We start from the raw sequence: 19,255 nt of genomic DNA on the forward strand, positions 1-19,255 counted from the left end.
TTTCAGGCCGTGATTTAACTTGTGAGAAAAGGTGGCGTCAAGACCCTGTGCAGCGATAGATTCACGCCGGACCCCCCGGGAGGGAGACTCGATGGCTGAGCGAGGCAAGCGCACCGTGCGTGACCTGCGGCGCGGCAACCGTGCATCGCTTCTGCGTCATTTGTATTTCGAAGGTCCCCTGAGCCGCCAGGAGCTGGGCCGGGACACCGGGCTCAGCGCCGGGTCGATCAGCAACGTCGTTGGAGAGTTGATCGCCGACGGCATGGTCGAGGAGGCCGGGGCCGTCGAGTCCGACGGCGGCCGCCCCCGGATGCTGCTCCAGGTCGCCCCGGGCTACGGCTACGTCGTCGGCGTGGACGTCGGCGAGACCCGGGTCCGGGTCGAGCTCTTCGACCTCGCGCTGACCGAACGGGCCGCCGCCGACCTGCCGCTGTCCGACAGCGGGCACGACGTCGACCACGTCGTGAGCCTCGCCCTCCGGGGCATCGCCGGGGTCGTCCGGGAGGCCGGGATCGACGACAGCGAGGTGCTCGGCGTCGGCATCGGCGTACCCGGCATCGTCGCCCACAACGCCCTTCCCGACGCCCTCCCCGGCGACGGGTCGGGGATCGTCGTGCACAGCCAGACCATCGGCTGGGACGCCGTCCCGCTCGGCCGGCTGCTGCGGGCGGGCACCACGCTGCCGCTCTTCATCGACAACGGCGCCAAGACCCTCGGCCAGGCGGAGATGTGGTTCGGCGCCGGACGCGGGTCGGGCAACGTCGTGATCGCCCTCATCGGCTCCGGCGTCGGCGCCTGCGTCGTCACCGAGGGAAAGCCCTACCACGGTGCCAGCAGCAGCGCGGGGGAGTGGGGCCACACCACCCTGCGGGTCGGCGGGCGCACCTGCCGCTGCGGCTCGCGCGGCTGCCTGGAGGCCTACGTCGGCGCCGAGGCGCTGCTCGGACGATGGCCCGCGGCACCGCAGGACGTCAGCGAGGAGACCGCGCTCGCCGCGCTGCTCGCCGCCGCCGACACCGACCCGGAGGCCGACGCGCTGCTCGCCGAGGCCGCCGAGTACCTGGGCGCGGGCATCGCCGACCTGATCAACCTCTTCAACCCGCACCGCATCGTGCTCGGCGGCTGGGCCGGGCTCATGCTCGGCCCGCGCATCCTGCCCACCGTCCGGGACGTCGCCGCCGCGTACGCGCTGCACCACCCCTGCGCCCAGACCTCCATCGAGCTGGGCCGGCTCGGCACCGACGCCGTCACCGTCGGCGCCGCGACCCTGCCGCTCGCCCGCTTCCTGGACACCGGCGGGGAGCGTACGGTGCGGCTGCCGGTCCAGGGCGACGCCGATCGGGCCGGCGACGCGGCCCTTCCGGCGCGGAACCGGGTCGCCCGGGCGGTACGTTGACGGGAGGGCGCGAACCGTACCGGTTTCGCCCCTTTCGGCATCGTTCGTTTCAAGGAGGCCCGCGGTGACGCTCCAGCAGCAGATCGTCGGCAACGCCATGCAGATGGCCGTCTGCACCCTCAGCCCCGGGCAGACGGTCTACTGCGAGGCCGGGAAATTCCTCTTCAAGACCGCCAACGTCTCCATGGAGACGCGGCTCGGCGGCCAGCCCCGCGGCGGCGCGGGGGCCGGTGGTGCGGGCAGTGGCGGGGGCGCCGGGGGCATGGGCGGGCTGCTGCGGCAGGCCATGGGCACCGCGATGCAGGTCGGCCAGCGCGCGCTGGCCGGCGAGTCGCTCGCCTTCCAGTACTTCACCGCTTCCGGCGGCGAGGGCACGGTCGGCTTCGCGGGGGTGCTGCCCGGCGAGATGCGCGCCCTGGAGCTGTCCGGTTCGCGCGCCTGGTTCGCCGAGAAGGACGCCTTCGTGGCCGCCGAGGAGACCGTCCAGTTCGGCATCGCCTTCGTCGGCGGGCGGCAGGGCATGAGCGGCGGCGAGGGCTTCGTCCTGGAGAAGTTCACCGGCCACGGCACCGTCGTCATCGCGGGCGCGGGCAACTTCATCGACCTCAACCCGGCGGACTTCGGCGGCCGCATCGAGGTCGACACCGGCTGCATCGTCGCCTTCGAGGAAGGCATCCGGTACGGCATCCAGCGGATCGGCGGCCTCAACCGCCAGGGCATCATGAACGCCGTCTTCGGCGGCGAGGGCCTGTCGCTGGCCACGCTGGAGGGCGACGGCCAGGTCATCCTCCAGTCCATGACCATCGAGGGCCTCGCCAACGCGCTCAAGAAGGCCCAGGGCGGCGACAAGCAGGGGCCCACGGGAGGGCTGTTCTCCACGCACGCGGGCTGAATCCCGCGAGGGCGGCGGGTTCCGAGCCGGTGTGCGCGGGGGCCCGTACGCCCCCGCAGGCGGAGGCTTGCCCCGGTCGTGTCACGGTGCGGTGACAGCTGCCGGAACGTCCGGCGGACGCGCCCCGCCGTGCGGGTAGCGTTCTGATCGCGCTCTCCGTATCCCGCGCACCCGCACCGCCGTGCAGCACCGCTAGGGAAGGACCGAGATCCTCCGTGTACCGCTGGGAGACCACCCGGGCCGCGCTCGCACAACGGGTTTTCGCCACCATCCGCACCGAGACGTACGACCAGGCCGCCGCCACCGCCGACACCCTGCTGTCCGCCGGGCTCACGACCCTGGAGATCTCCCTCACCACGCCCTTCGCGCTCGAAGCGGTCACCACGCTCGTGCGGGAGGTCGGCGACGACGCGATCGTCGGGGCGGGGACGGTTCTGGACGAGGTGTCCGCGCGGCTCGCGATCGAGGCGGGAGCGCGGTTTCTGCTCGCGCCGAACCTGGACGAGGGCGTGCTGCGCGCCGGGCACCGCTACGGGGTGCCCGTCTTTCCCGGGGTCGCCACCCCGGGCGAGGCGGTGCGCGCCCTCGAACTCGGCGCGGACGCGCTGACCGTCTACCCCGCGGTCTCCCTCACCCCCGCGTGGGTGGCCGAGGTCCGCGCGGTGCTCCCGCAGGCGCCGCTCATCCCGATCGGCGGGATCACGCTCGCGGCGGCGCCCGAGTGGATCGCGGCGGGCGCGGTGGCGGTGGGTCTCGGTTCGGCGCTTACGTCTGGCGACCGCTTGACGGTGAGCAAGCGGCTGTCCGAGCTTTTGGATCGCTTGGCGGCGTAGCCCCTCCGGGGGGCTGGTTCTGGTCGTTTCGGGACCTTCTCCCGGTGGGTGGTTGCTCGCGCCCGCGCGGCGCCAGCCGCATATGAGATGCAGCCTCGCGCCCCTTCGCGGCGGCCCGGCGGTGGGTCGGGGGCCACTCCGGGGGCACCTCCTCGGAATGCGCGTCTGGCCTCTTCCCGAGCGTGACGGGGCCTGCGTGCGCATTCCTGCGGGGGCACCCCCGGATCGTCCCCCTCCCGGCCGGAGTGGCGGCTGCCTGCCGGTGGGGGTGATGTCCGGGCACGGCGGGTTCGCCCCCGATGGCGAGTCACCCCCACAGGGAGACCGCAACTTTTGCTACCTCGTGCACGGGTGGCTGGAGGTGGGAAACACCCCGCGCCGTCAGGCGCGGGTACCCCCCACGGCGGAGAGCCGGGCTCTTGCCGTGTCGGTGAGCTAGTGTTCTACTTGACCAGAACAATTCCCCGGCCCTCCGCGAGGAGAAAAGTGATCGACCTCCATGTCGACAGGACGAGCACCGTGCCCGCGTACGCCCAGCTCGTGACGCAGGTCCGCGAGGCACTGCGGATGGGCGTGCTGAGACCGGGCGACCAGTTGCCCACCGTCCGGAGTGTGGTCACCGCGTGCACGGTGAACCCGAGCACCGTCCTGAAGGCGTACCGGGAGCTGGAGCTCTCGGGCCTGGTGGAGGCCCGGCAGGGGGCGGGGACGTTCGTGAGCGGGGAGCTCGGCGCAGCCGACCCGCATGTGATGGCGCGGCTGCGGGCGAGTTTCGCGCGGTGGGCGGGGCAGGCCCGCGAGGCCGGGCTGGAAGCGGAGGACGTGCGGGCCCTGATCGCCTCGGTGCTGGCCGAGGAGGCGCGTACGGCGGGGAAGGAGGGCGGCGTCGCATGACCGCCTACGCCGTGGAGGCCGAGGGCCTGAGCAAGCGCTACCGCAGGGTCGAGGCCCTGCGTGACTGCTCCTTCCGGCTCCCCGCCGGGGGTGTGATCGCCCTGGTGGGGGCGAACGGCGCCGGGAAGTCCACCCTCATGAGCGTTGTGAGCGGGCTGCTTCCGGCGACGGCCGGGGACGTACGGGTGCACGGGCGGCCCGTGGGGGAGGGCGCCGCGCGGGTGGCGATCCTGGCCCAGGACAAGCCGCTCTACCGGGATTTCAGCCCCGCGGACATGCTGCGTTTCGGGCGGGCCGCCAACCGCGTGTGGGACCAGGGGCGGGCCATGGCCTGGCTGGAGCGCTTCGCGGTGCCGCTGGACCGCCCGTGCGGGAAGCTCTCGGGCGGGCAGCGCGCCCAGGTCGCGCTGGCGGTGGCGCTGGGGTCGCGGCCCGCGCTGCTGCTGCTGGACGAGCCGCTGTCGAGCCTGGACCCGGTGGCCCGTACCGAGGTGACCGGCGAGCTGATGGGGGAGGTGGCGGACACCGGTATGACGGTGATGCTGTCGACCCACATCGTGGCCGAACTCGCGGGCGTCGGCGACCATCTGCTGCTGCTCGCGGCGGGCCGCCCCGTGCTGACCGGCGACATCGGGGACCTGCTGGCCGGGCACGTCCGGCTGAGCGGGCCGCGCGCGGAGCGGCCGCCGGGGCCCGGGCAGGTGGTGGCCGCGCGGCACACGGAGCGGCAGTCGGTCTTCACCGTCCGCGAGGAGGTGGGGTTACGGCCCGCGGTGGTCGCTCCCGGCTGGACCTCGCGGCCGCTGTCGCTGGAGGAGCTCGTCCTGACGTATCTCAAGGCGCCGGAGGCCGTGGCATGAGCGTGGCAGCACATCCCGTGGTGGCGGTGGAGACCTCCCGCCGGGGGGAATTCTCCGGTCTGCTGTGGCTGACCTGGCGCCAGCACCGCTGGGCGCTGCTGTGCGCGGTGGGCCTCACCGTCGTGCTGACCGGCTGGCTGGCCTGGCTCGGGCACGAGATGACGGTGTACCTCCACCAGTGCCACGACCGCCCGTGCCTGCCGGGCACCCCGCAGGACGCGGCGCTGTCGTCGGAGACCGGGCCCTTCCGCGTCGCGGACCACCTCCTGCAGTTCGTGGAGTACGAGCCGCTGCTGATCGCCGTCTTCCTCGGCGTGCCGCTGCTGGCGCGCGAGCACGAGCAGCGCACGCTGCTGCTGGCCTGGAGCCAGGACGTCTCGCCGCAGCGCTGGCTGTGGACGAAGACCGCCCTGCTGGGCGGCTGCACGGCGCTGTGCACGGCGGCGATATCGCTGGCCGCCGACCGGGTCGCGCGGGTGATGAGCGACGTGAGCGGCGGCGGTCTCTTCGACGGCGACACGTTCCTGGACTCCGGCATGCTGCCGCTCGCGCTGGGCGTGGCGATGTTCGCGGTGGGGGTCGCGCTCGGCGCCGTGATCCGCCGGGTGCTGCCCGCGGCGATGGCCGCGGTGGCCGGGTTCGTGGGGCTGTTCGTGCTGGTCGGCTACCGCTACCCGTACCTGATGACGCCCGTCTCCCGCTTCCGGGCGATCGGGGACGGCACGAGCGACCCGGGGCCGGTCGGCGGCCCGAACGCGCTGAAGGTCAGCGGTGGCATCACGCTCTCGCCGGACCGTGTCGGCAACCTCTACGACGCGGCCGGGCGGCCCCTGGACGCCGCCGGGCTGCGCCGGATGTGCCCCTTCACCGTCCCGGACGACTTCGCCCCCGACCGGCTGCTGCCGTGCATGACCCGCCACCACCTGATGACCCGCCTCGTCTACCAGCCCGCCGACCGCATCGGCAGCTTCCACGCGATCCTGGCCTCCGGCTACGCGGGGCTCGGCGTGCTCGCGCTCGCGGCGGTGTGGCTGAGCGTCCGGCGTACCAGCCTGACCGCGGGCTGAGACGGCGCGGGCGGGGCGGGCCGGGGCCCGTAGGATCGGGCCGCCGGGGGAGTGTCCCGCGGCGAGGCGGGAGGCAGTGGTGAACGTCGACGTACCGGGGTCGAAGTCCGTGACGGCTCGGGCGTTGTTCCTGGCGGCCGCGGCGGGCGGGGAGAGCGTGCTGCGCAGGCCGCTGCTCTCGGACGACACCGACGGCTTCGCGCAGGGCCTGGCGGCGCTGGGGTACGGGGTGGCGCGCACGGACGGCGCGTGGCGTGTCACCGGCAGCCCGGACGGGCCCCCCGCGGCCGCCGCGGACGTCGACTGCCGCGACGCGGGCACCGCCGCCCGCTTCCTGCCCGCGCTCGCCGCCGCCGGCCACCGCGGCACCTACCGCTTCGACGCCTCCGCGCAGATGCGCCGCCGCCCCGTCGCACCGCTCACCGGGGCGCTGCGCGCGCTCGGCGTGGACCTGACGCACGACGCGGCCGAGGGCCACCTGCCGCTGACCGTGCGGGCCGCGGGCATCAAGGGCGGCGAGGTGGAGCTGGACGCGAGCCTGTCGTCGCAGTTCCTGACCGCGCTGCTGATGACCGGCCCGCTCACCGCCGACGGCCTGCGGATCCGGGTGACCGGCATCGTGTCGGTGCCCTACGTCGAGATCACGCTGGCGATGATGCGCAGCTTCGGCGTGGACGTGGCGCGCGAGGGCGACACCTTCGTGGTCCCGCCCGGCGGCTACCGCCCCGCGGACTACGCCGTGGAGCCCGACGCGTCCGCCGCCAGCTACGTCTTCGCCGCGGCCGCGCTCGCCGGGCGGACCGCGACCGTACCGGGTCTCGGGCAGGGCGCGCTGCAGGGCGACCTGCAATTCGTGGAGGTGCTGCGGCAGATGGGCGCCGACGTCGAGATCGGCCCGGACGCGACGACGGTCACCGGCACCGGGCGGCTGTCCGGCGTGACGGTCAACATGCGCGACATCTCCGACACCATGCCGACGCTCGCCGCGATCGCCCCCTACGCGGACGGTCCGGTGCGCATCGAGGACGTCTACAACACGCGCGTCAAGGAGTGCGACCGGCTGGACGCGTGCGCGGAGAACCTGCGGGCGCAGGGCATCCAGGTCGAGACCGGCCGGGAGTGGATCGAGATCCAGCCGGGCACCCCGCGCCCGGTGGAGATCGCCTGCCACGGCGACCACCGGATGGCGATGAGCTTCGCGGTCGCGGGCCTGCGCAATCCGGGCACGACCTTCGACGACCCGTCGTGCGTGAAGAAGACCTTCCCGGACTTCCACGAGTTCTTCGCGGACCTGCGGGCCCGCTGGGACGTCTGAGGGGCTACAACTTCCGTGTGGCGTCCGGGAATCCAGGTGATCGGCTGCACGGGCCCGCGGGCCCGGCCATCATGGTCCGGACGAGCGGGGTGGCTGGTTTCCGCACCCCCCTGACCGAACGGGAGCGTTTGATGCACGCGAAAGACGGCGAACTGGCCGATGTCCTGACCGAGTCGCTCGGCGACCAGAAGATCGTGGCGGCCGCCTACGCCCGGGTCGACACCGCGCTCGGCCCGGCGCGGATGCTCTCGCCGCTCGGCAACTACCTGATCGCCAGGCCCGCGGCGCGCGCGGCAGCGAAGAAGATGACCGCGGAGACCGCCATACCGCTGGACGCCGCGGTCGTCTTCGGCGTCAGCGACAGCGCCCTGCACGTGTGGACGGCCGACCCGATGCTGAACCGGGTCGGCGACCACCTCGGCGAGATCGCGCTGGAGCGCATCGCGTCCGTCACGGTCGAGAGCGGCAAGAACTGGCAGCCCGTCACGATCACCATGGCGGACGGCAAGAGCGTGACCCTGGAGGGCCGCGGCCCGATCCACGCGGTCGCGGCGGAGTTCGACAAGCGCAAGGCCTGACGGCGCGCGGCCGTGGGCCGGGCGGGTGGGGCGCGGGGGTGTCCCGTACGGAAGAACCGTTTCGCCGCGGATGTCCCGATCTAGGGTGGCCGCTGTTCGCCCACCCCCACGAAAGGGACCCTTCGTGCGTATCCGTACGACTCTCGCCGCCGTGACCTGCGCGGTCGGCGTCGCCCTGTCCTTCCCGGTGTCGGCGCACGCCGCCGACGGCGCGTTCGCCTACCGGACCTACCAGGGCCAGAAGGCGCTGGTGAACCCGCCCGGCCGCGAGTGCGTCACGCTGCCCGAGGTCGCGGACTGGGACCTGCCGCCCGCCACCCACGCCGTCAACGACACCGACGCGTCGGCCACCGTCTTCGTCGGGCCGGACTGCGACGGCCCGCACTACTCGCTGCCGCCGTACGCGGGCGCCGCCCTGCCGCAGGGTTTCCGGTCGGTCGTCTTCTCCTTCTGACGCCCCGCGGGTGCCGGGCCCCGCGGCTCCGGCACCCCGCGGCGGTGCCTCAGACGTACGCGGGCAGGTAGGGCGTGATGTTGCGCCAGGCGCGCGCCACGTACTCCTCCTTCTCGCCGACCGGTGCGACGTAGTGCAGCGCCTCGGTGGCGGCCCCGGGGTCCGCGAGGCGGGCGATCAGCCAGGCTGCGAGGTAGTGCGAGGCGAGGCAGCCGCCCGCGGTGGCGACGCTGTCCTTCGCGAAGAACGGCTGGTCGAGGACCTCGATCCCGGCGGCCGCGACCCAGGGCCGGGTGGTCAGGTCGGTGCAGGCGGGAACGCCGTCGAGCAGGCCGAGCCGGGCCAGTACCAGCGCGCCCGAGCACTGCGCGGCGATGAGCTGGCGTGCCGGGTCAAGACCGCGCAGCACGCCCATGACCGCGGGGTCCTCGACGACCTCCCGGGTGGCGACACCGCTGCCGACGACCACGGCGTCGGCCTCGCAGGCCTCTTCGAGGGTGGACATCCGCGCGACGGTCACGCCGTTCATCGACGTCACGGTGGGAGTGGGGCAGGCGAGGGTGACCCGCCAGCCGTCCGCCCGGACGCGGTTGAGCACCCCGAGCGCGATCAGGGAGTCGAGTTCGTTGTAGCCCTCGAAGGTGAGGATGGCGATGTGCACGGCTGCTGTCCTTCCGCCAGGAGTGGGCCCCGACGGTAAGGACCCGCGGACGGGACAGTCAAAGAATTGTCATGGATACAATCCGCTCCATGGCGGCCTCGCGGTACAAGACCCTGGTCGACGCCTTCGCGTCCGACATCCGCGCGGGCCGGTTGCCCCCGGGCGGGCGGCTGCCGACGCACCGCGCGCTCGCCGCCCGCGAGGGCATCGCCGTGGTGACCGCGACCCGCGTCTACGCCGAACTGGAGGCGATGGGCCTGGTGAGCCGGGAGCAGGGCCGCGGCACCTTCGTCCGCGACCTCGCGGTGCCCGCGGGACACGGCATCGACCAGCAGGCCGTCGCGGGTGACGCCGTCGACCTCAACTTCAACTACCCGGTGCTGCCCGAGCAGTCCGACCTCCTGCGCCGGGCGCTGCGGGAGGTCGCCACCGCGGGTGAGCTGGACTCCCTGCTGCGCTACCAGCCGCACCGGGGGCGCCCCCAGGACCGCGCCTCGATCGCGCGCCACCTGCGGCGCCGGGGGATCCCCGCCGACCCCGACCGGATCCTCGTCGTCAGCGGCGCCCAGCACGGCCTGGCCGTCACCGTCATGGCCGCGCTCACCGCCGGTGACGTCGTCGCCGTGGACGCCCTCACCTACCCGGGCTTCAAGGTGCTCGCGCACGCCTTCCACCTGGACCTGGAGCCCGTCCCCGTGACCGCCGCCGGGCCGGACCTCGACGCCCTGGAGCGGCTGTGCGCGACCCGCCCCGTGCGCGCGGTCTACACCATGCCCACCTTGCACAACCCGCTCGGCTGGGTCGTGCCCGCGGCCGACCGCACCCGCCTGGCCGCGATCGCCCGGCGGCACGGCGCGCTCGTCGTCGAGGACGCCTCGTACGCGTATCTCGCCGAGGACGCGCCACCGCCGCTGGCCGCGACCGCGCCCGACGTCACCGTCCATGTCTCGGGGCTGTCCAAGAGCGTCGCCACCGGACTGCGGGTCGGCTTCGTCGTCGCACCGCCGCATCTGGTGGCGCCGCTGGAACGCGCGATCCGGGCGACCGTCTGGAACACCCCGGCGCTCGGCACCGCGCTCGCCTGCCGCTGGCTCGACGACGGGACCGTGGACCGCCTGGAGGCGCGCAAGAGGGACGACGCCAGGGCCCGCCAGGCGATCGCCGCCCAGGAGTTGGCCGGCCTGCCGATCGTCGGCCACCCCGCGTCCTACTTCACCTGGCTGCCGCTGCCCGACGACGCCCGCGCCGACCGGCTGACCGCCACCCTCGCGCGCCGGAACATCTCCGTCAGCACCGCCGAGCCCTTCGCCACCTCGCCGCACCCGCCGCAGGCGCTCCGCCTCGCGCTGGGTTCGACGGACCCTGAACGCCTCAGGACGACGCTGCGGACGGTGCGGCAGGTCGTCACCGAGGACGCCTACGCCTGAGGTTCGGTGACGGCGACCGGCTCGCGGTCGAGGGCGATGCCGAAGTGCTCGCGGTAGGCGGCCAGCACCTCGTCCCCTCCCAACTCCCGCTCCTCGCGGCGGCCTTCGCCGTCCGTCCGGACGAGCGTCCGCCCGCTGAGCGTCGTCCGGCCGCCGTCCTCCGTGAGCCGCGAGCAGACGAGCGAGCGCCGGAAGTACGAGTCGGGCCAGGTGCGCTGGTACCAGCACGTCGCCTCGAAGTCGCCCAGCTCACGCGGCCGCTGCTCCAGCCGGTAGGCGGCGGTGCCGTCGTGCAGGACGTCCAGGTCGCCGTCCGGGGCGTCGGCGATGCGGAAGCGCCCGCCGGGGTCCTGCTGCTCCGCGCGGCTCGCGTAGTCGAGCGGGAAGGTGCTGTGCCGCCCGAAGCCGACGTCCGCGAGCCACGGCCCGCCGCCGTCCGCGCCCGTGACCCGCAGCGCCATGTGGTCGTACGGCGGACCGAGCCGCCCGCCGTCCCCGAAGCCGCGTGCCGCCAGCAGCTCCACGCCGAAGCCGAGCGACCGCAGCAGCGCGGCGAAGGCGCCGTTGAGCTCGTAGCAGAAGCCGCCCCGGCGGCCGGTGACGATCTTGTCGGTGAGCGCGTCCTCGGTCAGGACGATGTCCTCACCCCGATGGATCGACAGGTTCTCGAACGGCACGCTCACCAGGTGCCTGCGGTGCAGCTCGCGCAGCGCGGCCGCGTCGGCGGCGGCGGGCCGCGCGGCGCCGATCCGGCGGAGGTAGGCGTCCGTACGTTCGGGGTCCATGCCCGTACCGTACGGCGCCGGGCCGCCGGGCACCCGCTCCGCCGCCCCGGCGTCGGCGACGCGCGGATCCTCCCAGCGCAGCCGCCAGGGGCGCGGCCCGCCCCGGCCGCCGCCGGAGTGCGGCGCCTCCTCGACGAGGCCGTGCCGGGCCAGTTGCCGCAGGTGGAAGGAGCACAGCCCGGAGCTGTGGCCCAGCCGCCCGGCCGCCTCCGTCGCGGTGACCGTGCCCTCCTCGGCGAGCAGGTCGAGGAGCGCGAGCCGTATCGGGTGGTCCGGCAACTCCCGCCGGGCCCGGCTCGGCAGGGCGGTCCTCCGGAGTTCGTCCTCGGTCATTTGCAAAGAGTGCTACTTTGCAAATGACTTGGCAAGCCCGGGAGTTGCCCGGCGGAGAGGCGGCCGTGGATGAGCGAGGACGTACGCGAGGTGCGGGTGCAGGGGGAGCGGGTGGCGTCCTACCCCGACCTGCCGCCCGAGGTGGCGCGCGGCGCCGTACGCCGGATCACCCTCGTCGGCGAGGACGTACTGCACCGCCCGTGCGCCGACGTCACGGACTTCGGCTCGGCCGAACTCGCCCGCCTCGTCGACGACATGTTCGCGACCAACGCGGTGGCCGAGGGCGCGGCCATCGCCGCGAATCAGGTCGGCGTGCCCCTGCGGCTGTTCGTGTGGGACATGGCCGACGAGTGGGGAGTGCGCCACGTCGGCCACATCGCCAACCCCGTTCTCGACGAACTCCCCGCCGAGCAGCGCAAGTTGGTCGAGGAATCCGAGGGCTGCCTGTCCGTGCCCGGCCCCTACCGCCCCCTCGCGCGCCCGGACGTCGCCGTCGTCCGGGGCCAGGACATGCACGGCAACCCCCTCGTCATCGAAGGCCGCGGCTACTTCGCCCGCTGCCTCCAGCACGAGACCGACCACCTCTCCGGCAGCCTCTACGTCGACCGCCTCTCGGCCCGCGAACGCCGGTCCGTGCTGCGGGAGATGAGCAGGACGCAGGACGAGGTCCAGGCGCGCAGGGCCGCGCGGGCCGCTGACCTGGGCAAACCGCTGCCCCTGCCCTGACCCGGTCCGCGGATCCGTCACTCGTCCGGGTGATGGACCAATCCGCGCCCGCCGCGGCTCCGAATACCAGGTGTGAGCGAACGGACGGACAGCGGAGGCCGGCAGGCCCCCCGGCGCGGGCAGCGGGTGCTGCGCGTGGTGCTGGGCGGTCTGAGCGGGCTGCTGGCGGGAGCGGCCGCGCTGGGCTCGGCCGAGCTGGTGTCGGCGGCGGTGCGGCCGCAGTCGAGCCCGGTCGTCGCGGTCGGCGGCGCGGTCGTCGACCGCACCCCGGCGTCCCTGAAGGACTACGCGGTACGGCACTTCGGGACGAACGACAAGCTCGTGCTCCAGCTCGGCATCGTCGCCCTGCTGGCCCTCTTCGCGGTGGCCCTCGGCCTGGCCGCCCTGCGCCTGCGCCGGACCGCGGCGGCGGGGGCGGCGGTTTTCGGCCTCGTCGGCGTCCTCGCCGCCCTGAGCCGCCCGGACCACCGGGCCGCGGACGTACTGCCGTCGCTGGCGGCCGCGTTCGTGGCGGCGGCCGTCCTGATGCTGCTGTCCGCGCGGCTCGCGCCCGCCGCCTCCCGCGCGGTGGATGCGGAGGAGTCGGCCCCGGTGGCGGAAGCGGAGTCGGGGGCGGAGTCGGCGGCCCGGTCCGGAGAGCCCGCCCCCGGCGGGGAGGACGGGGAGCCCCAGGGCCCCGCGCCCGAGCCGCCCGCTTCCTCCCCGCCCGCCTTCGACCGGCGCGGGTTCGTCGTCGCCGCGGCGGCCACGGCGGCCGCCTCCGCCGGTGCCGGGGTGCTCGGGCGGGCGCTGAACGACCGCCGGGGAGCGGCGGCCGCGCGGTCACGTGCGGCCGTCGTGCTGCCCCGTCCCGCGTCCCCGGCGGCGGCCGTGCCGCGCGGCGCCGCACTGCCCGTCGACGGCATCAGCCCGTTCCTGACACCCGCCGACCGCTTCTACCGCGTCGACACCGCCCTCGTCGTGCCCAGGATCGACGCCACCACCTGGCGGCTGCGCCTGCACGGCCTGGGCGTACGGCGCGAGGTCGAGTACACCTACGCCGACCTGCTGCGCCGCGAGCTGATCGAACGGGACATCACGCTGACCTGCGTCTCCAACCAGGTCGGCGGCCCGTACGCGGGGAACGCCCGGTGGATCGGCGTGCGGCTGGCCGACCTGCTGCGCGAGGCGGGCGTACGGGCCCCCTCCCGGGGCGGCCCCGCCGACCAGCTCGTGGCGCGCTCCGTGGAGGGCATGACCATCGGCTCGCCGGTGGAGACCGTGCTCGACGGCCGTGACGCGATGCTCGCCCTCGGCATGAACGGCAGCCCGCTGCCCTTCGCCCACGGCTTCCCGGTACGGGTCGTGATCCCCGGCCTGTACGGCTACGCGTCCGCGTGCAAGTGGCTGCACGAGCTGGAGCTGACCACCTTCGACGCGTACGACGCTTACTGGGTGCGGCGCGGCTGGTCCCGGCGGGCGCCGATCAAGACCCAGTCGCGCATCGACACCCCCAAGCCGTTCGCCACCCCCGCCGCCGGGCCGGTGCCGGTGGCGGGCGTGGCCTGGGCGCAGCACCGCGGCGTCGACCGCGTCGAGGTGCGCGTGGACGGCGGCGCCTGGCACACCGCCACGCTCGCCGCCGAGGACACCGTCGACACCTGGCGCCAGTGGCGCTGGGAGTGGGACGCGCCCCCCGGCGGCCACACCCTGGAGGTCCGCGCCACGGACCGCACGGGGGCGACGCAGACCTCCCGGCGTACCGGGACCGTCCCCAATGGCGCGACCGGCTGGCATTCGGTGGTGGTCACCGTGACCTGACCCCGGCGGCAGCAGCCCGCCCCCTTGCGACAACCGCGGTCCGCGGACGAACGCCCCGGCCGCGCACCGACCGACACCCGTACGCCATCCGCGTACGGCACCCCCGCACGGCATCCCGTGCGGCACCCTCAGGAGAGACGACCATGACCCACCTCGCCCGCCGCATCACCGTCGCCCTCGCGGCCGCGGCCGTCCTGCCCCTCGCGCTGACCGCGTGCTCCGACAGCGACAAGAAGGCCGCCGACGACTCCTCGTCGTCCGCCGCGCCCGCCGCGCCCGTGACCAGCGCCGCCACCTCGGAGGCGACCATGGACCAGCCGTTCGGGCCCGGCTGCACGGCCGTGCCGAAGAACGGCGCGGGCAGCTTCGACGGCATGTCCAAGGACCCGGTGGCCACCGCCGCGTCGAACAACCCGGCGCTGTCCACACTCGTGACCGCGGTGAAGAAGGCCGGGCTCGTCGACACCCTGAACAACGCGCAGGGCATCACCGTCTTCGCGCCGACGAACGACGCCTTCGCCAAGCTCCCGAAGGCGACCCTCGACAAGGTGCTCGCCGACAAGGCGATGCTCACCAAGATCCTCACCTACCACGTGGTCGGGCAGACGGTGAAGGCGCCGGACGGGCTCGCCCACGGCACGTACACCACCCTGGAGAAGGGCACGCTGACGACCTCCGGCTCGGGCGAGTCGTACAAGGTGAACAACACGGCCAACGTGGTGTGCGGCAATGTCGAGACCGCGAACGCGACCGTGCAGATCATCGACACGGTGCTGATGCCGCCGCAGTGACCGGCGGGGACCGAACCGCGTGCCGCCCGGCACTCGAGGACCGCTGAAGCCCGTGCCATCCCAGGAGGTGTCCATGCGTGCCATGACGCGCAGCGAGAGCGAACCGGCCCCCGAGCCGTCCCCACCGGGCAGGCTGGAGTCGCTGCTCGACCGTGTCGCGCGCGGTGACGGCGAGGCGTTCGAGCGCCTCTACCAGGCCGTCGCCGGATCCGTCCTGGGCCTGGTGCGGCGGGTGGTCAGGGACCCGGCGCAGTCCGAGGAGGTCGCGCAGGAGGCCCTCATCGAGGTGTGGCGGTGCGCGGCGCGGTTCGACGCGCGCAAGGGCAGCGCCATGGCGTGGATCATGACGCTCGCCCACCGCCGCGCCGTCGACCGGGTGCGCTCGGCCCGCGACGGCGCCGACCGCGAGGCAAGGGCGGGCGTACGGGACTACACGCCCGCCTTCGACGAGGTCAGCGAACACGTCGAACGCCGCCTGGAACGCGAGCAGGTGCGCCGCTGCCTGCGGCAACTCACCGCACTCCAGCAGGAGTCGGTGACGCTCGCCTACTACCGCGGCTACACCTACCAGCAGACCGCGGAAGTCCTCGGCGTGGCACTCGGCACGGTCAAGACCCGGCTGCGGGACGGCCTCATCCGCCTCCGCGACTGCCTGGGGGTGGGCGCGTGACGGCCGAACTGCACACCCTGACCGGGGCGTACGCGCTCGGCGCCGTCTCCGGCCCCGAGGAGCGCGCCTTCCGCCGCCACCTCGCGGTGTGCGACGCCTGCCGCGAGGAGGTCCGCGAACTCACCGAGACCGCGGCCCGGTTGGCGATGGCCGTCGCCGAAGTCCCGCCCCCCGGGATGCGGGAGCGCGTCATGGCCGCGCTCCCCGAGGTCCGCCAGCTCCCCCCGCACGCCCCGGCCCCCCGGGCCGTCCGGCGCCGCTGGCGGATCTCCCACCTGGCGCTGGCCGCGTGCGTGGCCGTCGCCGCGGTGGCGACCGGCGTCGCGATCGACGCCCGCCACCGTGCCGACGTCGCCGTACGGGCCGAGCAGCGCGCCGCCGAACTGAGCGCCGTGACCGCGGCGCCGGACGCGACCTTCCACACCGGCGCGCTCACCGGCGGCGGTACGGCCACGGTCGTCTCGTCGCCCCGCCTGGCCCGCTCCGCCGTCCTCTTCCACGGCCTCCCGGCCCTCCCCGACTCCCACGTGTACGAACTCTGGTACCGCCGCGACGGCGCGATGGTCCCCGCGGGCCTGCTGCCTCCCGGCCGCCCGGCGGGCGCCGCCCTGCTCGACGGCACCCCCACGGGCGCGGACGCCGTGGGCGTCACCGCGGAGCCCCCCGGGGGCTCCTCCACCCCCACCGGCCCGCCCCTGGTGGTCCTCCCCCTCTGACGTCACCCCACCTGCGCCCACACGAGCTTGCCGACCCCGTGGCGCGAACTCACCCCCCACCGCTGGTCGGTGAGCACACTCACGAGCGCGAGCCCGCGCCCCGCCTCGTCCTCCTCCGCGGCCCGCTGCGTCAGCGGAATCCGGCAACTGGCGTCGTGCACCTCGATCCGCACGCCCTTCTCCGTCCGCTCGTACCGCGTCTCGACCAGCCGCCCCCGCGGCGTCCGCGCATGCCGCACCGCATTCGTCATCAGCTCACTGAGCACGAGCTCCGCGGTGTCCGTCAGCTCCTGCAACTCCCACGCGCACAGCGCGTCCCGCAACTCCCGCCGAGCCCGCCCGACCGCCCGCGCGCTCATCGGCCACCGGATGACGACGAGCTGCCGCTCGGGCTCGTCGGGGCTGTGGTTGTCGTCTTCGTACGACGGTTCCATATGCGTAGTCCTCTGCGAAGATTGCAGGCACGTTCTGTGCTGTTCCGCTTACAGCGTGACGTGGCCGGGGATAGTCTTGACAGAGGGTTGCCCTCTCCATTGGGCAATGGAGGGACGGGAGTTCCGCATGAGCCAGGAAACGGACCGCGACAACGCCAGCGACAGGCCGCTCACCCCGGCGGAGTTCCTGGGCCGGGAGATCCGCCGCCGCAGAGAAGCGAAGGGCCTGACGCAGGCCGAGCTGGGCGAGATGATCGTGATGTCGCCGCAGATGATCGCCCACTTCGAGGCGGGCCGCCGCAAGCCACGCCTGGAGGACGCGCAGCGCCTTGACCAAGTGCTGGGCACTGACGGCTGGTTCTTCCGGCTGCGCAAGAACATGGACGTCCCCGGGATTGCCGAGAAGTTCGCGACGGTGCGCGAGCTGGAGCCGTTCGCCACGGTCATCCAGTCCTACACTGCGTCGTTGATCCCGGGGCTGCTCCAGACGAGGAAGTACGCAACGGCGGTGATTCGCGCGGGTCGGGTGAACCCGGTGGACAACGAGGTGGAGCCGCTTGTCGCCGCACGCCTGGAACGTGCTCGCATTCTCGACGACTCTGACGGTCCGGTCGCGTGGTTCCTCGTGGACGAACACGCGATCCGACGGCCGGTGGGCGGCCCCGCCGCCATGGCAGCGCAACTGCGCCACATCGCAGCGCTGGTACGGCGAGGATGCATCCGCTTCCATATCCTCCCGTTCTCGGTGGGTGCACATGCCCTGATGGAGAGCTCGGTGCTGATCTTGCGCTTTGCCGACGCACCACCGCTGGCATACGTTGAGGGCCTGAACGTAGGGCATGTTCTGGACGAGCCAGCGAAGGTTGACGCGTGTCAGGAGTCGTTCAGCCTTGCCCTTGGAGACGCGTTGTCAGCAGAGCAGTCGCTGACCCTGCTCGAGGAAGTGGCCGAGGACTATGAACGACAAGCAGCTGCACGTGCGGAGCGTCCAATGGCGTAAGTCCAGCTACAGCGGCGCCGAGGGCGGCGACTGCATCGAGGTCGCGGACTGCGCGTCCGGCATCGTCCCCGTCCGGGACAGCAAGGACCCGCAGGGTCCGGCGCTGGCCTTCCTGGCGGAGGCGTGGGCAGGGTTCATCGCCGAGGTGAAGGCCGGCCGCTTCGAGGCCTGAACTATCCATCCCGTGAAGGAGAGGGCGACCGCGATGCCCACACCGCACCTCGTTGACGCGTCCACCCTGCCGGGCTGGCGCAAGTCCACCTACAGCGACGCCGAAGGCGGCAACTGCGTCGAGGTCGCGGACGGCGTCCCGGGCGTCGTCCCTGTCCGGGACAGCAAGGACCCGCAGGGTCCGGCGCTGCTCTTCCCGGCAGAGGCCTGGTTGGGCTTCGTCGCCGACGTGAAGGCGGGCCGCTTCGGGGCCTGAGCTATCCACCGTGGCGCCGCGCGAAGTGCGAACCGGCGCCCGTGCTCAGGCCGCTATGTCCGCCTGCAGGCGCGCCAGCGTGTTCTGTGCCCGCTCGCGGACGTCCGGCAGGAAACCGCTCGCGCGGATCACTCGCTGGACCTGGTGGGGCAGGCGGTGCAGTTCGGCGCCCTGCAGAGCGGAACGCATCTGCTCGCCTGCTGCGTCACGATCACCGCGGCGCAGGAGGACTTCGCCGGCGGTGATCGCCGAGATGATGCGCCACTGGGGGCTGGCCTGCAGTCCCGGTGCGGGGGAGTGTTCCAGCAGATCCACGGCCTGCTGGGTTCGACCTGTGGTGGCCAGGCCACGCAGGTGTACCTCGTGGAGGGTGAACTCGGAGAACAGCGGGGTGACGCCGACAGAATCGAGCAGGCTCCGGCTTTCCGCCATGGCGTCGTCGAACGCCTTCGAGGCGCTGGCGGTCCCTGCGGCCCGGGCCAGCAAGATGACGGCCGCCGCGCGGTCGTCCTCGGTGCGGGAGAGCCCGCGGGCGCGGCCGAGCCGATCGAGGGCGGCGTGGTGCAGACCGGCCTTGCGCAGTTCGTTGCCGTGGTGGCGCAGGGCGTGGGCGTACAGGGGGCGGTCGTCGAGGCGGCGGGCGATGGCCACGCCCTTCCCCGTCCAGCGGGCCGCGGTGGCGAGGTGTTCTTCGGGCAGGACATGGCCGAGGGCGACGCCGAGGCCGACACGGGCGCGGGCGAGCAGTCGCAGGAGGTCGGCGTCCGTTCGGCCGTCGGTGGCCCTGGCTTCCAGGCGGGCGACGAGGGGCCAGAGTTCGTCGACGGCCGCGGCAGCGTGACCGGCCTGACGGGCGATGTCGGCCAGCCGCAGGACGCTCTCTCCGAACTGGATCATGGCGCGGTGGTCTCCGTCGGCGTCGTCGGTGATGCCGAAGACGTGGGGTGGCAGGCCCAGGCGCTCGGCGATGTGCCGCAGCGCTCCGACGTCGGTGATGGTTCGGCTCCCGGTCTCCACCCTGGAGATGTACGAGGTGGAGTACCCCAGGAGGGCACCGAGTTCTTCCTGCGGCAGCTGGTTCAGCTGCCGGTGGAAGACAAGGATCTCGGGCAGGCTGCGGCGGCGCAGGATGTCCTGGGCCCGGGGGGTCGTCCAGTGCCAGCGGATGCCGCCGTGGGCGTTCGGTCGGCCCACCG

22 protein-coding genes and 1 pseudogene are annotated in these 19,255 nt (G+C 73.6%); 18 read left to right on the forward strand and 5 right to left on the reverse strand.

The window, feature by feature from the left end; all coding sequences use genetic code 11:
* Nucleotides 1-91: 91 nt before the first annotated feature.
* From ACH4SL_RS05425 to ACH4SL_RS05465, 9 genes are all read left to right on the forward strand, one after another.
* Entirely contained in the window at nucleotides 92-1,396 is a 1,305-nt protein-coding gene (locus ACH4SL_RS05425; RefSeq protein WP_398442086.1) for an ROK family transcriptional regulator, read from the forward strand.
* A gap of 64 nt (nucleotides 1,397-1,460) precedes the next feature.
* On the forward strand, nucleotides 1,461-2,288 hold the full coding sequence (locus ACH4SL_RS05430; RefSeq protein WP_398442087.1) for an AIM24 family protein: 828 nt from the start codon (nucleotides 1,461-1,463) through the stop codon (nucleotides 2,286-2,288).
* Between the two features lie 215 nt (nucleotides 2,289-2,503).
* The gene (locus ACH4SL_RS05435; RefSeq protein ID WP_398442088.1) at nucleotides 2,504-3,121 is read left to right on the forward strand and encodes a bifunctional 4-hydroxy-2-oxoglutarate aldolase/2-dehydro-3-deoxy-phosphogluconate aldolase; all 618 of its coding nucleotides are present in this window, start codon (nucleotides 2,504-2,506) and stop codon (nucleotides 3,119-3,121) included.
* Between the two features lie 486 nt (nucleotides 3,122-3,607).
* Nucleotides 3,608-4,015 (forward strand): GntR family transcriptional regulator, encoded by a 408-nt coding sequence (locus ACH4SL_RS05440; protein WP_398442089.1) that lies wholly within the window; start codon nucleotides 3,608-3,610, stop codon nucleotides 4,013-4,015.
* Entirely contained in the window at nucleotides 4,012-4,875 is an 864-nt protein-coding gene (locus ACH4SL_RS05445; protein ID WP_398442090.1) for an ABC transporter ATP-binding protein, read from the forward strand. Before ACH4SL_RS05440 ends, ACH4SL_RS05445 begins: the two co-directional genes overlap by 4 nt.
* Nucleotides 4,872-5,942 (forward strand): hypothetical protein, encoded by a 1,071-nt coding sequence (locus ACH4SL_RS05450; protein WP_398442091.1) that lies wholly within the window; start codon nucleotides 4,872-4,874, stop codon nucleotides 5,940-5,942. The genes ACH4SL_RS05445 and ACH4SL_RS05450 overlap by 4 nt, the downstream gene beginning before the upstream one ends.
* Before the next feature lie 79 nt (nucleotides 5,943-6,021).
* A complete protein-coding gene (gene aroA / locus ACH4SL_RS05455; RefSeq protein ID WP_398442092.1) occupies nucleotides 6,022-7,257 on the forward strand; it encodes a 3-phosphoshikimate 1-carboxyvinyltransferase in 1,236 nt (411 codons plus the stop codon).
* 131 nt (nucleotides 7,258-7,388) lie between these two features.
* Nucleotides 7,389-7,835, forward strand: a complete 447-nt coding sequence (locus tag ACH4SL_RS05460; RefSeq protein ID WP_398442093.1) for a hypothetical protein — start codon at nucleotides 7,389-7,391, stop codon at nucleotides 7,833-7,835.
* Nucleotides 7,836-7,959: 124 nt separating this feature from the next.
* Nucleotides 7,960-8,289 carry a hypothetical protein gene (locus ACH4SL_RS05465; RefSeq protein ID WP_398442094.1) on the forward strand — a complete coding sequence of 110 codons (330 nt, stop codon included), beginning with the start codon at nucleotides 7,960-7,962 and terminating at the stop codon, nucleotides 8,287-8,289.
* Nucleotides 8,290-8,338: 49 nt separating this feature from the next.
* Here ACH4SL_RS05465 and ACH4SL_RS05470 read toward each other — a convergent pair whose 3' ends face one another.
* Entirely contained in the window at nucleotides 8,339-8,950 is a 612-nt protein-coding gene (locus tag ACH4SL_RS05470) for a DJ-1/PfpI family protein (RefSeq protein ID WP_398442096.1), read from the reverse strand.
* A gap of 89 nt (nucleotides 8,951-9,039) precedes the next feature.
* On the opposite strand from ACH4SL_RS05470, the gene ACH4SL_RS05475 reads away from it, so the two are divergent.
* On the forward strand, nucleotides 9,040-10,377 hold the full coding sequence (locus tag ACH4SL_RS05475) for a PLP-dependent aminotransferase family protein (RefSeq protein ID WP_398442097.1): 1,338 nt from the start codon (nucleotides 9,040-9,042) through the stop codon (nucleotides 10,375-10,377).
* Here ACH4SL_RS05475 and ACH4SL_RS05480 read toward each other — a convergent pair.
* Nucleotides 10,368-11,162, reverse strand: coding sequence for an arylamine N-acetyltransferase (locus ACH4SL_RS05480; protein WP_398442685.1), 795 nt, complete (start codon nucleotides 11,160-11,162; stop codon nucleotides 10,368-10,370). The genes ACH4SL_RS05475 and ACH4SL_RS05480 overlap by 10 nt on opposite strands.
* A 138-nt stretch (nucleotides 11,163-11,300) precedes the next feature.
* Nucleotides 11,301-11,495, reverse strand: a pseudogene (locus ACH4SL_RS05485) (helix-turn-helix domain-containing protein); the annotation flags it as partial.
* A gap of 69 nt (nucleotides 11,496-11,564) precedes the next feature.
* Here ACH4SL_RS05485 and def point away from each other — a divergent pair.
* The 5 genes from def (at nucleotide 11,565) to ACH4SL_RS05510 (ending at nucleotide 16,198) form a co-directional block, all read left to right on the forward strand.
* On the forward strand, nucleotides 11,565-12,221 hold the full coding sequence (def, locus tag ACH4SL_RS05490) for a peptide deformylase (protein ID WP_398442098.1): 657 nt from the start codon (nucleotides 11,565-11,567) through the stop codon (nucleotides 12,219-12,221).
* Between the two features lie 72 nt (nucleotides 12,222-12,293).
* Nucleotides 12,294-14,021, forward strand: a complete 1,728-nt coding sequence (locus ACH4SL_RS05495) for a molybdopterin-dependent oxidoreductase (protein WP_398442099.1) — start codon at nucleotides 12,294-12,296, stop codon at nucleotides 14,019-14,021.
* A gap of 143 nt (nucleotides 14,022-14,164) precedes the next feature.
* A complete protein-coding gene (locus ACH4SL_RS05500) occupies nucleotides 14,165-14,812 on the forward strand; it encodes a fasciclin domain-containing protein (RefSeq protein ID WP_398442100.1) in 648 nt (215 codons plus the stop codon).
* A gap of 73 nt (nucleotides 14,813-14,885) precedes the next feature.
* Nucleotides 14,886-15,482, forward strand: a complete 597-nt coding sequence (gene sigK / locus ACH4SL_RS05505; protein ID WP_398442101.1) for an ECF RNA polymerase sigma factor SigK — start codon at nucleotides 14,886-14,888, stop codon at nucleotides 15,480-15,482.
* Nucleotides 15,479-16,198, forward strand: coding sequence for an anti-sigma factor domain-containing protein (locus ACH4SL_RS05510; protein WP_398442102.1), 720 nt, complete (start codon nucleotides 15,479-15,481; stop codon nucleotides 16,196-16,198). Before sigK ends, ACH4SL_RS05510 begins: the two co-directional genes overlap by 4 nt.
* Nucleotides 16,199-16,200: 2 nt before the next feature.
* On the opposite strand, the gene ACH4SL_RS05515 is transcribed toward ACH4SL_RS05510, so the two are convergent.
* Nucleotides 16,201-16,632, reverse strand: coding sequence for an ATP-binding protein (locus ACH4SL_RS05515; RefSeq protein WP_398442103.1), 432 nt, complete (start codon nucleotides 16,630-16,632; stop codon nucleotides 16,201-16,203).
* 127 nt (nucleotides 16,633-16,759) lie between these two features.
* Between ACH4SL_RS05515 and ACH4SL_RS05520 the strand changes: the two genes are divergently transcribed.
* The 3 genes from ACH4SL_RS05520 to ACH4SL_RS05530 are packed head-to-tail and all read left to right on the forward strand — an operon-like array spanning nucleotide 16,760 to nucleotide 18,059.
* Nucleotides 16,760-17,632 carry a helix-turn-helix domain-containing protein gene (locus ACH4SL_RS05520; RefSeq protein ID WP_398442104.1) on the forward strand — a complete coding sequence of 291 codons (873 nt, stop codon included), beginning with the start codon at nucleotides 16,760-16,762 and terminating at the stop codon, nucleotides 17,630-17,632.
* The gene (locus ACH4SL_RS05525) at nucleotides 17,589-17,804 is read left to right on the forward strand and encodes a DUF397 domain-containing protein (protein ID WP_398442105.1); all 216 of its coding nucleotides are present in this window, start codon (nucleotides 17,589-17,591) and stop codon (nucleotides 17,802-17,804) included. Before ACH4SL_RS05520 ends, ACH4SL_RS05525 begins: the two co-directional genes overlap by 44 nt.
* Nucleotides 17,805-17,837: 33 nt before the next feature.
* Nucleotides 17,838-18,059, forward strand: a complete 222-nt coding sequence (locus tag ACH4SL_RS05530; protein ID WP_398442106.1) for a DUF397 domain-containing protein — start codon at nucleotides 17,838-17,840, stop codon at nucleotides 18,057-18,059.
* A gap of 45 nt (nucleotides 18,060-18,104) precedes the next feature.
* Here ACH4SL_RS05530 and ACH4SL_RS05535 read toward each other — a convergent pair whose 3' ends face one another.
* Entirely contained in the window at nucleotides 18,105-19,253 is a 1,149-nt protein-coding gene (locus tag ACH4SL_RS05535; protein ID WP_398442107.1) for a helix-turn-helix domain-containing protein, read from the reverse strand.
* Nucleotides 19,254-19,255: the final 2 nt, after the last annotated feature.

Source organism: Streptomyces sp. NPDC021020, assembly GCF_044333285.1.
In the GTDB taxonomy this organism is placed as follows: Bacteria; Actinomycetota; Actinomycetes; order Streptomycetales; family Streptomycetaceae; genus Actinacidiphila.